Source organism: Chitinophagaceae bacterium, from assembly GCA_016717285.1.
GTDB lineage: Bacteria > Bacteroidota > Bacteroidia > Chitinophagales > UBA10324 > JACCZZ01.
On record JADKFU010000005.1, the window covers coordinates 1,697,651 to 1,713,891 of the forward strand.

Here is a 16,241-nt window from a genome sequence, read left to right on the forward strand (position 1 = left end):
GCTGAATGTTGATGGCTTAAATTATTCACTTGTATTAGCAATTTGTTGCTAATGCCTGCTGAAAAGTTTTGAAAAAGATGTGATTTCTCTGGTAGTCAATACAAATTAAATGGCCTGGTTTAAAAGGAGCAAAGAAGGAATAACCACCACAACAGAGGAAAAACTCGAAGTTCCGGAAGGGTTATGGTGGAAGTGTCCTTCCTGTAAAAAGACAATACCGACAGACGATCTCAAGAAAAATAAATACGTCTGTATCAATTGCAACTATCATCCACGAATTAATTCAGTGGAGTACTTCGAAATATTGTTCGACAAGGAATACAAGCCTTTATTTGAGGACTTACGCCCACGCGATTTGTTGGGATTTAAGGACTTAAAAAGTTATCAGGATCGTCTTGACGATGCTGCCAAAAAGGTAAATGTATCTGAAGCTATTTCAGTAGCTTCCGGTAAAATAAATGGGAAGAAACTGGTGTGCGCCTGCATGAATTTTAATTTCATTGGAGGATCCATGGGAAGTGTGGTCGGAGAGCGGATTTCATCGGCCATAGATCATTGCATCAAGACAAGAGCACCATTGCTGATTATTTCCAAATCAGGAGGAGCAAGGATGATGGAAGCTGCGTTTTCGCTGATGCAATTGGCAAAGACGGCTGCAAAACTTACCCAGCTTGCGGAAGCAAAACTTCCATTCATTTCCTTGATGACTGACCCTACAACAGGTGGAGTAACAGCTTCATTTGCAATGCTCGGAGATTTGAATATTGCTGAACCGGAGGCACTCATTGGATTTGCAGGACCCAGGGTAATCAAGGAAACTATTAAAAAGGACCTCCCGAAAGGCTTTCAACGTTCCGAATTTTTGCTTGAACATGGATTTCTTGATTTTATCGTGGATAGGAAAGAACTCAAAGACCGGCTTTCTGATGTAATAGTCATACTGATGAACGAGAAATAGGTAATCCTTGACCTTTTGATAGTTTATAAGGACTGATATTTCACCTTATCGATTGAATAATCAAATTGGAAATTTGCTTTAGATCGCGGTTTCGGTCATCTTGTTAACCAAAATAAGTGCTCCTTGCTAAAGAAAAACCTTTATATTTGCGCGTTTTAAAAATCAGAAAAAAGAATTAATTCAAATGGAATTAACGAAAGAAAGAAAGACAGAAATCATTAAGAATTTCGGCGGCTCTGAAAAAAATACAGGTTCAGCCGAAGCGCAAGTTGCGATGTTGACGGAGAGAATTAACCACATCTCTGGCCATTTGGATGGTCAAAAGAAGGACTACAATTCTTCACGGTCATTATTGAAATTGGTTGGTCAGCGTAAACGGCTGTTAAAGTATTTGCAGGAAACCAATCTAACATCTTACAGGAAGCTTATAGAAAAGCTCAATCTCCGCAAATAATAACCATTCATAAAGTTGTCAGCATTGCTGACGGATTCACTATTTTCTAACCCGTTATGAGATATGCGCCTGTTGTGTAGCGCAATTTGCTGTAGCATCTGACTTTCAGCACCTCTCTAAACATACTTTTAATCCAATAACATGAGCAAAATTGCAATTAGCAAAACCTTTGATGGGGGTGACGGCAAACCAATCACTATTGAAACCGGTAAATTAGCTACACAGGCCGATGGCGCGGTGCTCGTTCGTCAGGGTAACTGCATGATTCTGGCAACAGTTGTTTCTAAAGAAGAAGTAAAAGAAGGACAGGATTTTTTCCCGCTTTCTGTTGATTACCAGGAAAAGTTTGCTTCTGCCGGCAGAATTCCAGGCGGATTTTTCCGTCGCGAAGCACGACTTTCAGATTATGAAATATTAATTAGCCGATTAGTTGATCGCGCATTAAGACCTTTATTTCCAGAGGATTATCTTTATGACACTCAAGTAATAATTACGTTACTTTCTGCTGACCAGACTATCATGCCTGATTCTTTGGTTGCACTTGCCGCATCAGCAGCGTTAACAGTTTCTAATATTCCTTTCAATGGACCTATTTCAGAAGTTCGGGTTTGTAAAATTGACGGCAAATTTGTGGTGAACCCTGCCAAGCAGGAAATTGACAAAGCGGATCTTGATATTATTGTTGCCGGCTCAGCAGGCAGTATCGTAATGGTGGAAGGCGAGGCCAAAGAAGTATCTGAGGCGGATATGCTGGAAGGAATCAAGGTGGGCCACGAAGCTATTAAATTGCATTGCCAGGCACAATTGGAGCTGGCTGCCTTATGCGGAGGTAAGAAGCCATTTAGGGAATACGAAAAAGCAGCTCAAAGTCAGGAGATCAAAGATAAGGTTACTGAAGCTTTCAAAGACAAAGTTTACCAGGTTGCAAAATCCGGTGCCTCAAAATCAGATCGTAAATCAGCCTTCGGTGCGATAAAAGAGGAGCTAAAAGCAATGGTAGCTGATTGGGAGAACGATACTGAAATTAAATTAGCTAAAAAATACTTCAGTGATCTGGAATATGATGTAATCAGAAACCTGATTCTCGATGAAGGCATTAGACTGGATGGAAGAAAAACGGATCAGGTTCGTGCAATCTGGACAGAAACTGACTATCTGCCTTCTGCCCACGGGTCTGCAATTTTTACGCGGGGTGAGACGCAATCTTTAACTACAGTAACGCTCGGTACCAAGCTCGATGAACTGATGCTGGATAAAGCAATGGAATTGGTTTACACCAAATTTATCCTTCATTATAATTTTCCTGCTTTTTCAACTGGTGAAGTAAAACCGAATCGTGGCCCGGGACGACGCGAAGTAGGTCATGGTAATCTTGCTATGCGCTCATTGAAAAACATGCTGCCCGGAGGAGATGATAATCCATATACCATCCGAGTGGTATCTGATATTCTCGAATCCAACGGTTCCTCCTCAATGGCAACCGTTTGCGCCGGATCACTGGCACTTTTTGATGCAGGCATTAAGATGAAGAGCCACGTTTCAGGCATAGCAATGGGATTAATTACCCGGGAAGATGGAAAAGTGGCCATCCTTTCTGATATATTGGGAGATGAAGATCACTTAGGTGATATGGATTTTAAAGTTACCGGAACGGAGAAGGGTATATGCGGCTGTCAGATGGATATCAAGGTACAAGGGTTGAGTTTTGAAACAATGTTTAAGGCATTGGAACAGGCGAAGCAGGGAAGGTTACACATACTGGGTATCCTGAATGAAGCAATGCCGGCTCCGAGAGAAGATTACAAACCACATGCGCCAAGAATCATCAAAATCATGATCCCGCGTGAATTTATCGGTGCTGTAATTGGTCCCGGTGGTAAAGTAATTCAGGAGATGCAACGTGAAACCGGAACCACCATTAATATTTCTGAAGTAGGTGACGAAGGGGAAGTACTGATAGCATCTGCAAATAAGGAATCTATTGACAAGGCCTTAACAAGAATTAGGGGAATTATTGCCATTCCTCAACCTGGGGAAGTATATGATGCGAAGGTGAAATCAATTATGCCTTATGGCGCATTCGTTGAGTTTTTGCCAGGTAAAGAAGGTCTTCTTCACATTTCAGAAGTTTCAAACAAACGACTTGAAACAATGGAAGGAGTTATGAACGTAGGAGATATTATTAAAGTGAAACTTCTCGATGTGGATAAGAAAACAGGAAAATTCAAACTTTCAAGCAAGGCACTGATGGAAAATTCATCGCAGAATTGATTGATTTTCAGACATAAAGAAGCTGTTTTAAATAGCTTGGAAGCAGGAATCGGTAAAGTCGGTTCCTGCTTTTTTTATGAACATCCTTTAAGTCAAGCAACATTTCCTCAGGTCTTTCTGTCTTGAAAAGTCAGTTAATAGGCTATTTTTTGAAACTCTTTTGTCACCCGCTGGTCAAACATTGATTGCTGACTAAACTATGGCGAAGTTTTTGTTCGGTTTAGTTTTTTTTGTGCGTAAAATCAACTGCTATTCAGAACTAAAAGAATGTGCCCGTTGTATTTGTTCATGTTGTAAAATCATTTGACGATGAGACAGTTAAAAATTACCCAACAAATCACTGCTCGTGATAACGATTCTCTGGAGAAATATCTTCAGGAGATAGGAAAGATGAGCCTGATTACGCCGGAAGAAGAGGTTTCGCTTGCGAGGAAGATTAGAATGGGTGATCAGAGTGCTTTGGAAAAGATGACGAAGGCAAACCTTCGTTTCGTAGTGTCTGTCGCAAAACAATACCAACACCAGGGATTGTCTCTCAGCGATCTTATAAACGAAGGCAACATCGGACTGATCAAAGCGGCACAACGATTTGATGAATCAAAAGGATTTAAATTTATTTCCTATGCAGTTTGGTGGATCCGCCAGTCAATTTTGCAGGCATTGGTAGAGCAATCGAGAATGGTTCGTTTACCTCTCAACAAAGTGGGATCATTGAGCAAACTGAACAAAATCATGATACACTTTGAACAGCAACATGAAAGAGAGCCCAGTCATGATGAACTTGCAGACATCATGAATGTATCAGCCAAGGAAATTACTGAAATGATGAAAGGAGCAGGAAAACACCTTTCCATGGATGCTCCGATTAAAGAAAATGAAGAAGGCACCATGATAGAATTTTATCAGGATTCTGATTCTAAACCGGTGGATGAAGATTTGGCAAAGGAGTCGTTAAAGAAAGATATCAAACGAGTGCTTTCCACCATGAATAAACGGGACGCGGATATTGTAAGCTGCTTCTTTGGAGTAAATGGTGAATTGCCCATGAACCTGGATGAAATCGGACAGCGCTTCGGGTTAACCCGTGAACGCGTTCGCCAGATAAAGGAGAAGGCGATTCGCAGGTTGCGCAAGTTGAAGTCTGCCCGCACGCTCAGGACTTACCTTGGATAATAGATTTCAATAAGCAAATATTATTGTCGTAAAAAAAGAAGGGCCGCTATCGTTAGCGGCCCTTCTTTTTTTAGCATTTCTATTTTCAATCTAATAATTTCTTTAATCCGCTTTGTTCTTAAACAACTCCATCATTTTCCCACTCACACCCGTCAGCGAATAACCACCATCATGAAACAAGTTCTGCATGGTGATTTTTTTGGTTAAATCAGAAAACATGGTAACACAGTAGTCGGCACATTCATCGGCAGTTGCATTGCCCAGTGGTGACATCGCTTCCGCATAATTGAAAAAAATATCAAATCCAGCTACGCCGGAACCGGCGGTGGTGTAAGTAGGAGATTGAGAAATAGTATTCACACGCACTTTTTTCTTCACGCCATAATGATAACCCCAGCTTCGTGCAACCGATTCAAGCAATGCCTTGGCATCTGCCATATCGTTGTAATTAGGGAATACACGCTGAGCTGCAATATAGCTTAGCGCAAGCACAGAGGCATTTTCATTCAGTGCATCAAGCTGATAGAAACTTTGAATAATTTTATGCAGGGAAAGTGCAGAAATATCCATCGTCTTCAGCATGAATTCATGATTCAGTTCGGTGTAAGGTTTGTTCTTTCTCACATTCGGTGACATGCCGATAGAATGCAGTACAAAATCAATCGGTCCGCCATGAATTTCCAGCGTGCGTTGTACAAGTTTCGTCAGGTCTTCTACACTGGTAGCATCAGCGGGAATAATTTCGGCATTAACCGCGGTAGCCAATTCAGCTATTTTACCCATTCGCATAGCAATTGGCGCATTTGACAAGGTGAGTATTGCACCTTCTTCATGACAACGCATGGCAACTTTCCAGGCAATCGAACTTTCGTCCAATGCTCCGAAAATGAGTCCTTTCTTTCCTTTCAATAAGTTATACGGCATGGTAGCTGGTTTTAACAAATGTAATTATCAATTTGGAATTAGCTGAATTGAATTCGCAAATTGCTTAATTGTTGATTGGTTTAATGGTGGCAGCGAAGCCAATGGAGATGATCCGGTCAATTCAAAAGTTCGCGGGCACTTTCGAGGGCGGCAGGAGTCACTTTTTCTCCACTGATCATTTGCGCAATAGCTTTGATCTTTTCCTCCTGGTCGAGTGTGCGGATGCGGGTGAAGGTGCGATCAGCAGATGTTTCTTTGTAAACAAAATAATGCATGTTGGCTTTAGCAGCAATCTGTGGTAAGTGTGTGATACAAATTACCTGGTGATGTGTTGAAAGCTGTTTTAAAATGGCAGAAACTTTCATGGCTGTTTCTCCTGAAATACCGGTATCAATTTCATCAAAGATCAGCGTTGGTAGGGCAGTGGTAGCTGCAATCAATGATTTTATACAGAGCATCAGTCGGGATAATTCACCGCCCGAGGCAACTTTTCTAACCTCCTGAAATTCGCTGCCTTTGTTTGATGCAAAGAGAAAACGGAATTTATCGATACCGAAAACATTCAATTCACCGGCAGGTAATGATTCCTGTTGAATACTGATTTCCGCATGTGGCATCCCAACACTTTTGAGCATCTTATTTACTGCTTGCATCACCACGGGCATTTGCTTGTTTCTTTCGTTAGAGAGCAATAAGGCAAAAGCAAGCAGCTCTTTTTTATCAACCGCTAATTTTTTTTCAAGACTTTCTAATTCATCTGTATGAATGCTGATGGCCTGAATTCTTACTTCAAGTTCCGATGCTATCCGCAGTAATTCTGCAACCGAGTGTACACGATGCTTTTTTTCAAGCCGGTAAATGACATCTAAACGTTGGGTGATTTCCTGCAAGCGTTCAGGATCAACATTTAAAATGGACTGGCTGGATGCTATTTCATCTGAAATATCGTCCAACTCAATACGCGCACTTTCGAGGCGTGATATCAGCACTTCAGTTTGAGGAAAATATTTTTTTGCACTGCTCAGTAAGCTGATCACTTCTTTTAACTGGTACTTTATGGCGGTGTCGGTTTCCTGTAGTAAGTTATAGGCAGCTGCAAATAATTTTTTGATCTCTTCAGCATGTTCTAATTGTTTCAACTCCTGTTCAGCAGGTTCCTGTTCATTGTCTTTTAATGTTGCATTGGCAAGTTCCTTCAATTGAAAGGAGAGATAATCAAGTTCCTGTGTTTCACGCTGATGATGATCGCGCAAATGATTGGATCTTTTTAAGTTTTCCTGGTAAGCAAGAAAACGCATGCGGAATTCCTGCGTTGCACTTTCTTGTTTTGCCAGCGAATCCAGTATTGTAATTTGAAACTGCGTGGTGTTTAATTCATGAGATTCATGCTGGTTATGCATATCAACCAGTTGATCTCCCAACGATTTCATCACCGATAAATTAACGGGTGTATCATTGATGAATGCACGTGATTTACCGGCAGCCAGAACTTCCCTGCGCAGGATCAGTTGCTTTTCAAAATCAAGATCATTTTCATCGAAGAAAATTTTCAAATCCGGTGATAAAGATTCGAAAGTAGCTTCCACCACGCATTTTTTTTCTTTATCAAACAAAGCGGATGCATCAGCACGTTCGCCCAATATAAGTGACAATGCCTCAATTGCAATTGACTTGCCTGCACCTGTTTCACCTGTAATGACAGTGAGTTGGTCTGAAAACAAAAGTTCCAGTTGTTCGATGATGACATAATTGCGAATGGATAATTTACGCAGCATAAATCAAAGTTAATTTGGTACAATGATACTTAGGTATTTTGAATATTGATCTTTTCAACATGTCACGGGAAATTGAAAGTGCCGTAGTAAATGAGTTCTTACCTCAGCGGATTTTTTCAAAAATAGTCTTACCTAATAATGAATAAAAGACGATTGATTATTCAACAGTGACCAATATTAATTAGATTTCATAATTGCCTGGTACTTGGATGAGTTGGATGCATCAAGTTTGGAAAGTACCTGCACCGCATTTGCTTTTTCCTGCGGGGTGGCCTTTGAATAGATATTGACCAGTTCATCAGATTTTGCCTGGAGCAGCACTAGCATGATCATGGAGTTAGGAGCATTGTCGCTGGTTTTGCTCAACAGAGTAAGACAATTATCGATCGCCTTTCTTCCCTGATCGGTATTTTCAAACATCTTATCGAGACCTTCCCGGTGATATTTATAAAGCACTTCCCGGACATCCGCGAACTTTGTATCAAGAAGATTAGTAATGAGCCAGTATCGGTTACGAAGCGATTCGTATGATTTCCAGCCTGGTTCAGAACTGGATTGCGCTGCATTCACGATACTTTGGGCTTTCTGATAATAAGGTGTTCCGGCTGAAGGCGAAAATGAATCGTAATCAAAGCCAATAATAGTATAAGCATAATAAGCAAGTACTGATGTCAGGTTCGAGAGATAGTTGTTCTCATTAAATTCCAAAGGCTGATATTCAGTATACTGAATCTGAAAATCTTTGTCAACCCATTTCAAGAGTGTTGAATTATATCCGGCGCTGTATATCGGACGATTGCTCTGTACAGAAATTTGCGCACCGAATTTATCAGATGAAATTTCCTGCGTTATATTAATCAGGATGCTGCATTCTATTCTTTCAGTGGCTGAGAAATTATCATTGGTCCATTTACGATTGTTCATAAATTCATAAACAGACTTCTGAAGTGTTTGAAATATTTTTGGATCGGCGGTTTGCAGTTGTGCAGTAATCACTTTTACTGTACAATTCAGTTCCTGTGCACGGCAGAAAGCAGTGCAACATAAAATGATAAAAACGAAAAGATATTTTTTCATTGTTGAAAAAGTTATCGCGTGCCTATTTAATTCAGGTAAAGATAAATACTCCGCCTATCTGCTATTTGAAGTTGCCGAAGATACTGCATGATTCATGAGCTTTAAAATGAAACTAACGATATCTTTCGCAACTTCTTGTTTGTTTTTCAAATCGTAAGAATGTAGCTGTTCCTGTTTGTCAATAATCGTAATTCTGTTGGTATCGTGTTGGAATCCTGCTCCCTGATCGCGGAGAGAGTTGAGGATAATCATATCCAGATTTTTACTCCGGAGTTTTTCTTTGGCATTAACAATTTCGTTGGCAGTCTCAAGTGCAAATCCGATGAGCAATTGTCCATTCTTTTTTTGTTCCCCTAATGACCTGAGTATGTCGGGTGTTTTAACTAATGAAAGATGAAGCTGGGTTTCAGCGCCCTTTTTTATTTTTTCAGCAGCAAAAGATTCCGGTGTATAATCCGCTACGGCTGCAGCCATTACTGTGATATCTGTTCCTGGAAAATTCTTGTGTACTTCCTCATACATTTCCTGCGCGGTGGTGACTTTTGTGGTCTTAATATTTGCATGAACAGCACCCAACGTTGTAGGGCCTAAAATCAATTTCACCGTGGCACCCTGATTTGCCAATTCTTCAGCTATAGCCATTCCCATCTTTCCGGAAGAATGATTTCCGATGAAACGTACAGGATCAATTGGTTCGTGGGTTGGTCCGGCTGTAACAAGTGCTGTCTTTCCAGACAGTGCCTTTTTGCTGATCCCGTCCATTTTTATTTTTGCAAAATACGAATCGAGATAATTTACAATAGCGGTAGGTTCAGCCATTCTTCCCGGGCCCATCAGGCCACTTGCCAATTCCCCTGAATCTACAGGAATTAAAACATGTCCGAATGAAGAAAGCCTGGCAATATTGTTTTGTGTTGCCGGATGCATCCACATATCTTCGTCCATTGCAGGTGCGATTACCACAGGGCAACGTGCAGAGAGATACACGGCAGTAAGCAGATTGTCGCAAAGCCCGTTTGAAAACTTTGCAATGGTATTTGCAGTGGCAGGAGCTACTAACAGTATGTCAGCCCAAAGTCCCAACTCCACGTGATTGTTCCACAGCATTGCCTTGTCCTCTATAAGGTCAATATCTACTTTGTTTTTGGAAAGAGTGGACAGTGTAAGAGGAGCTATAAAATTACTCGCCTCTCTTGTCATTACGACTTTTACTTCGGCACCTTCTTTTATCAATTGCCGGATTAGAAGCGCGCTTTTATACGCGGCAATGCTGCCGGTAACACCCATCAGGATCTTTTTACCGGAAATTGAGTTCACAGGCAAAAGTTATAAGGAGAAAAAGGATAAATAAATACCTCTTGTTGCACCATCAGACTCCTATTTATCAGAGATTCAAGGTATATGAAATCAGATTGCATGCTGAAAGCATCACGCTATGAAATGTGTTCTAAGGTTTTAGCGCCCATGAGAATCATTTGTTCCGGCTGACAACAAACGGGAAAACTGAAACTCAAAGGCTACGAATCAGATTGCTTCATTGTCTTTAACAGGGTTGCGGAAATACACTTTGTCCTCCATAAATTCCTGTGTAGCGATGAGCGTTGCATCCGGCATCTTCTCATAATACTTAGAGATCTCAATTTGCTCACGGTTTTCATGAATTTCCTCGAGGTTATCAGTTGTAGTAGCAAACTCTTCAAGTTTACCGTGCAACTCTTCTTTTAACTGGGATGAAATCTGGTTGGCCCGCTTTGCAATCACTACGATGGATTCATAAAGATTACCGGTTTTTTTCTGCATCTCTGAAAGATTTTTAGTTTCCATTACAGGAGAAATGGTACCGTTTGCATTGCGTTTATTCTTGCTCATCAGTTTTGATTTTAGTTATGTTTTTATTGGTTGTTTCGTAAAGATCTTTTGCCTCATTCATGTAAGAACTGCCGGCATATTTATTTGCAAAAATCTGGTAGCTGTCCAAAGTGGTCTGATAACGTTCCCTTTGTTTTGAAGGAACACTGTTTAAAGCATACAGGTAATTTGACTTAATTATCATGAACATAGCGCGTTCAATGTACGGACTGTCAGGATAGTCATGTAAAAGGTTTTTGAAAGCAACAGAGGAGGCGCTGTATCGGCCCATTTTAAAATAAAGCTCAGCGCTTTTGTATGCTTTAAGATCAAGTTTGCGACGCATGTCGTCAATCATCTGATTTGCATCAGGCACATACTTTCCCGATGGGTACTGGTTTACAAATAGCTGTAATTCACCAATCGCTTTTTCGGTATATGATTGTTCTAATTGAATGTCAGGTGATAAAATGTAATAACATTTAGCATTCATGAAAAGGCACTCTTCAGCATGCTCATTATAAGGGTAGGTTATGGAAAAGTTTTTAAAATAATAGGCGGCCAACAGATTTTCATTGAGATGAAAATGGGTGTAAGCGTAATAGTAGGAAATATCTTCCATCTCCTTTGTGCCTTTATAGAAGTTTATCAAATCTTCAAAAAGGGGGAGTGCCTTATAATAAAGACCTGCATCGTAATATTCTTTAGCCTTTTGAAGTTTGAGAGTGGTATCAGTGCTTTTTAATACTTCCTGATATTCACTACATCCTGAAAGTGCTATGATTCCAAAGGCAAGTACAAAGAATAAAAAGCGTTTCCAACTTTTCATAAGCGCGCAAAGATACTGTAAAATCATGAAAACGAAGCGGTTCCAAATAATATTGCCAACAGAAAGAACATTGCTTTCTGGATAAAAAGACCTTCTGGTAGCTTGAAAGCTAAATAATTGGCGACGGATACTGGCTGAAAGTTAATTACGACCGTTTGCCATTCATTATCTTGAAGAAATTTTGCCCCTCAATAACAACGCTATCAGATAAAATTACAGGCGGACCTGCAGAATCATTGATTCCAACTTCCGGAAAAGAAGAGATTTTGCGGGCACTTGAAAATTAAGTAAGGCATTTGTTTCCGGTTATTGATTGATAATTTGCTGGTGCATTACTTCATCTCCTAAAATAATCTCCAGCATGTAAATTCCTGCCGGATGGTTCTTCAGATCAATATCAGTTTGGAAATTTTCCTCCTCAATTTGCTGAGCGGTGGTGAATAACACTCTTCCAGTTATATCTGAGAGTTTCAAAACAAGCTTAGCATCATGTATATTACTGATCAATAAATGAAAAAGTCCATTGGACGGATTGGGGTAAACCTTTATTTCATCAGTCTGAACAGTGGTTTTGCAGGCATTAATTACTGTTACAGCCGGTGACAATTTGCTGCAGCCACTATTTGTATTCGTCACAATTACTTCAAAATAGTCTGCCTGGCTGGCTGAATAAATTGATGAGGTGGCACCTGGAATTATCGTCCCTCCTTTATACCATTGCCACGTAACAGCAGCGGATTCACCCGACGCCGTAAGTAATACAGCACCAAGACAAAGGTTCAGATTGATTGAGCTGATGTATGATGTTGGATTAGAAACACTTGTAATAGATACTGTGTTGGAAGTAGCGCTGCATCCATAACTATTGCTTACAACCGCTTTAACGCTTGTATTCTGGTAAGGCATTAAAGTATAGGTTGAATTAGTTTGTCCGGGCACTATCGCATTACTACTTCCTTTATACCAGCTAAAGCTTTCGATGTTTGAACCGGTAGCTAAAAACGTTACAGAGTCGTTTTTACAAAGGGTAATGGGTCCGGGAGGGCCAACAGAAACCGTTATCGCATTTTCGTCAATAGAGCCATTGCAGTTATTATCAAGACCATCACAAATATCAGCAGCGCCAGGATAAATGGTTGCTATACCATCGTTGCAGTCTGTGTTATTGGTGACCTTTCCAATTAGAGGAATACAAGAATAAGTCCCCGGATCTGCAGCAGACCCATAGCCATCCTGATCGGTATCTGAATAATAAAGCAGAGCATCTGTTACCGTTACGGGAGCCGATAATTTACTGCAGCCTAAATTGTTTGTTACCATTACGGTATAGTTACCGTCAGTTGAAGGCAAATAGTCAGGGTTTGTGGCACCTGCTACTATCAGATCATTCCTGTACCATTGACGTGCATAATTGATAACTGCATTGGTGGAAAGATTAACAGAGCCCATGCAAAGATCAAGGTTGCCTCCGTTATTCACTGTAATTACTGATGTTGGATTCGCCAAAACACCCAGTGAAATTACATTGGAAGTCGCGGTGCATCCAAAGCCATTGGTTACAACTGCTTTCACCGTATTGCTTTCATAGTTCAGGCTGTAGGAAGAATTAGTCTGCCCACTGATCGGATTTGTATTCGTTCCTTTGTACCATTTAAAGGTTTCCATATTGGTTCCTGTCGCGGTAAGAGTTATCATGTCATTTTTACAACCGTTTAGAGGATCCGTAGAGCCAATCGAAAATATAATTGCATTTTCATCAATAATTCCGTTACAATTGTTATCAATACCATCGCAAATATCAATAGCACTCTGATTTACGGATACATCAGTGTCATTACAATCGGTGTGATTGGTGGTAACCCAGGCAGGAGGGTTGCAGTATGCAATACCGGTTGCTGAAGAAGATCCATAAGTATCATGGTCCACGTCAATGTAATAGGTCAATTTTCCTGTGGCGCTGTTGTCTGCATCATCTGCAAGGCCATCACAATCTTCGTCTACGTCATTTACATCACAAATTTCTGTTCCATTGGGCTTGACAGAAGACTTTGAATCATTACAATCTGTATGGTTGGTAGTGTACCAGGCAGGAGGATTACAATAAGCAACTCCGGTAGCAGTAGAAGAACCATAGCTGTCGTGATCACTATCAATATAGTAAGTTAATTTTCCGGTTACGGAAGCATCTGCATCATCTGATAAACCGTCACAATCTTCGTCCGCATCATTTGCATCACACAATTCCTGTCCTCCTGGTTTGATGGCTGAATTTGCATCGTTGCAGTCCGTGTGATTAGTGATGAACCAGGCTGGCGGATTGCAATATGCTATTCCCGTGGCAGTGGAAGAACCGAAGTTGTCATGATCTGCATCAACATAATAAATCACTTTCCCTGTAGCAGATATATCTAAATCATCAGCAAGTCCATCGCAGTCTTCATCTACATCATTTGCATCACACAATTCCTGTCCTCCTGGTTTGATGGATGCATTGGCATCGTTACAGTCGGTGTGGTTAGTAATATACCAGGCTGGTGGGTTACAATAAGCAATACCAGCTGCGATGGAAGAGCCATAATTATCATGATCAGCATCTACGTAATAAGTTATTTTGCCTGTAACTGAACCATCGGCATCATCTTTCAATCCGTCGCAATCTTCATCAACATCATTAGCATCGCATACTTCCTGTGCTCCCGGTTTAATTGCTGCATTGGCATCATTACAGTCTGTATTATTTGTTACAACACCCGAAGGAGGAGTGCAATAAGTTGTTCCCGGATCAGTGGAGGAACCATATCCGTCATTATCAGCATCAACATAATAAATGGTTGAACATGATTGCGTATAAGACAAGGAAATAGTGCTGTTGGTACGGTAGACTTTTATACCATACAATGTTATGGGATCGCCTGTATAGACAAGACTTCCCTGCTGAACAATTTTATTAGCACTGTTTTTTACATTCCAGTAAATTGTTTTCCCGGTAGTTGGTTTGAATTTTTGAATTCTCCGGAAAGCAATATCAGTGGTACAAGAGTCATACTGCTGCGGCAGCAATGCTCCTCCGGCATACATATTTTTAACAAAACAAGTGATGCTGTAACTGGTGCTATTGTCTACGATAGATGCATCATTCCAGTCAAGGTAACCATTGAGTGCACCCAACTGGTCACCATTTGTAGGAGTGCCATTGCCCGGATTCTGGTCGACAGAGCAAAATGAAAAGGCCGGATAAGAACGCGCCAATGTAAATCTTTCAAATGCGGGTGTATATTCTTCCTCAGTAAATGTAGCGCCATCATTCGTATGATTTCTTTGATCCCAATACCAGGTACCGCCCTGGCGTGAGGCATCCACGCTGTCGTACCAGAAATATTTCTGAACCCAACCAACGGTAACGTCCTGTTTCCCATTGATGCCACTGATAAACGGACCTCCACGCATTTCATTCACAAGATACATATGTCTTATATCAAAAAGTTTCCAGATTGGAATATTTTGCCCGGTATTTGGATCTTTATAGTCAGTTTCAAAGTTATCGGAAGAACTGCACCATTGTTGCTCCCGCTCGGAACTGTTCAATGCTTTAAGAATAATCGGGGCGCTTTTAGCGGAAACTGCAGTAACCATTGATGGCCACATCTGTGAAGTCAGCAAGGCACCAAAGCCGTTGTGTGAGACACCAGTAAGATAGACTTTGTTGCTATCGGCACCAATATTTTTCCTCACCCATTCAAGTGTTTCTTTTAATCTGGCCTGGGTATACATTTTTACAACACCTGAAGAAGGTACTGAGTTGTTAGTAGAATACATGTTATAATTATCATTCCAGCCCGACCAGTAAGTATCTACTCCGTTCGGCAGCCGATCATCGATCTTAATAATATTGCAATCGGTGCAAACGTCAAGACCGGTAGTGGTAAAGGGGCTTTCATCTTTGAACAGCATGTAAATAGACTTATTGGCACTGTTGCCAGACTTAAAAACTGTGAAGTTCCAGGCATAAGAGCCGGCATTGGTAAAAGCAGGATACTGACTGGAGGATTGATTATTGCCCCACTGTGCATATTCGTACCTTAAAGTTCCATCCGTTTCTACCGATTGATACTGAAGTACAGGCTGAGGATTGGCGACTGATTCCGAGATCGGTAAAAGGAGTGAATTCAGTCCATTGAGCACTAATTTATCTTCCTGGCCAGTAGACAGATTAACAACCATTACCGCATAATAAAAAGACCCGCTGCTTGTACAGGTAGTCACATACAATCCACGATCAGTTGCCAATGGTGCTCCAGTGGCGGTGATCTTAAAATAATAACTTGAACCATAAAGATTTGATTTACGGACATTTTTAGCAGAATTATCCCGCACATAACCAAGGAAATTGGCAGTAGAAAGATTTGATACTACTGTGATAGGAGTTGACGAACGGTAAACATTATACTGAAAATTTGTTCCTGCCGGATTTTTCCAGGTAAGAAATACCTGACCATTATATTTTACAGCTTGCAGTTCACTAACAGTAAATGCATTACCTGAAAAATTAAATATAAAGGAAAGCATGATCGCAACTGTGAAGCCGCGAAATTCCGTTAAAAAAGAAGTCATTTTTGGGTCTGGTTGATTGAATATTGGAGGCGGTTACGTTTCCATTTTCAAAATGTTTCGGATCGGTAAGATAGAATGTTTTTTAGCATGTAAAAAGCCTGCCGTTTTATGTGGAAATTAGAATGATTTACGGGTGTGGATATCTGAACTGCCTTTTTATTAAATCGCATCACTATATGATGCTTTCACATTAATTTATTTGTAATGCGTGTACAAAATTTTTCGGTTGAAAATAGTTAACTTGGGATATTATATGTTTTTTAAATAGGTATCAAACACCGTCGTAATATTCGTGTAAATGAAAATAAAAAAGGCAGCACG

11 protein-coding genes are annotated in these 16,241 nt (G+C 40.5%); 4 read left to right on the top strand and 7 right to left on the bottom strand.

What is annotated here, in order from left to right; genetic code table 11:
• Positions 1 to 109 precede the first annotated feature (109 nt).
• The 4 genes from IPO83_16735 to IPO83_16750 all read left to right on the top strand — a co-directional run bounded on the left by IPO83_16735 (position 110) and on the right by IPO83_16750 (position 4,856).
• Positions 110 to 958 (top strand): acetyl-CoA carboxylase carboxyltransferase subunit beta, encoded by an 849-nt coding sequence (locus IPO83_16735; GenBank protein MBK9732900.1) that lies wholly within the window; start codon positions 110 to 112, stop codon positions 956 to 958.
• Between the two features lie 184 nt (positions 959 to 1,142).
• On the top strand, positions 1,143 to 1,412 hold the full coding sequence (gene rpsO / locus IPO83_16740) for a 30S ribosomal protein S15 (GenBank protein MBK9732901.1): 270 nt from the start codon (positions 1,143 to 1,145) through the stop codon (positions 1,410 to 1,412).
• A gap of 141 nt (positions 1,413 to 1,553) precedes the next feature.
• Positions 1,554 to 3,683 (top strand): polyribonucleotide nucleotidyltransferase, encoded by a 2,130-nt coding sequence (pnp, locus tag IPO83_16745; GenBank protein ID MBK9732902.1) that lies wholly within the window; start codon positions 1,554 to 1,556, stop codon positions 3,681 to 3,683.
• A gap of 309 nt (positions 3,684 to 3,992) precedes the next feature.
• Entirely contained in the window at positions 3,993 to 4,856 is an 864-nt protein-coding gene (locus IPO83_16750; GenBank protein MBK9732903.1) for a sigma-70 family RNA polymerase sigma factor, read from the top strand.
• A 102-nt stretch (positions 4,857 to 4,958) separates the two neighbouring features.
• On the opposite strand, the gene IPO83_16755 is transcribed toward IPO83_16750, so the two are convergent.
• The 7 genes from IPO83_16755 to IPO83_16785 form a co-directional block, all read right to left on the bottom strand.
• Complete coding sequence (locus IPO83_16755) at positions 4,959 to 5,780, bottom strand: SDR family oxidoreductase (GenBank protein ID MBK9732904.1); 822 nt, start codon at positions 5,778 to 5,780, stop codon at positions 4,959 to 4,961.
• 116 nt (positions 5,781 to 5,896) lie between these two features.
• Entirely contained in the window at positions 5,897 to 7,555 is a 1,659-nt protein-coding gene (recN, locus tag IPO83_16760) for a DNA repair protein RecN (GenBank protein MBK9732905.1), read from the bottom strand.
• Positions 7,556 to 7,732: 177 nt separating this feature from the next.
• Positions 7,733 to 8,632 carry a DUF4835 family protein gene (locus IPO83_16765; protein MBK9732906.1) on the bottom strand — a complete coding sequence of 300 codons (900 nt, stop codon included), beginning with the start codon at positions 8,630 to 8,632 and terminating at the stop codon, positions 7,733 to 7,735.
• A 54-nt stretch (positions 8,633 to 8,686) separates the two neighbouring features.
• Positions 8,687 to 9,949, bottom strand: coding sequence for a bifunctional phosphopantothenoylcysteine decarboxylase/phosphopantothenate--cysteine ligase CoaBC (gene coaBC / locus IPO83_16770; GenBank protein ID MBK9732907.1), 1,263 nt, complete (start codon positions 9,947 to 9,949; stop codon positions 8,687 to 8,689).
• A gap of 207 nt (positions 9,950 to 10,156) precedes the next feature.
• On the bottom strand, positions 10,157 to 10,501 hold the full coding sequence (locus tag IPO83_16775; GenBank protein ID MBK9732908.1) for a DNA-directed RNA polymerase subunit omega: 345 nt from the start codon (positions 10,499 to 10,501) through the stop codon (positions 10,157 to 10,159).
• Positions 10,488 to 11,309, bottom strand: coding sequence for an outer membrane protein assembly factor BamD (gene bamD / locus IPO83_16780; protein MBK9732909.1), 822 nt, complete (start codon positions 11,307 to 11,309; stop codon positions 10,488 to 10,490). Before bamD ends, IPO83_16775 begins: the two co-directional genes overlap by 14 nt.
• A gap of 306 nt (positions 11,310 to 11,615) precedes the next feature.
• Complete coding sequence (locus IPO83_16785) at positions 11,616 to 15,920, bottom strand: T9SS type A sorting domain-containing protein (GenBank protein ID MBK9732910.1); 4,305 nt, start codon at positions 15,918 to 15,920, stop codon at positions 11,616 to 11,618.
• Positions 15,921 to 16,241 lie beyond the last annotated feature (321 nt).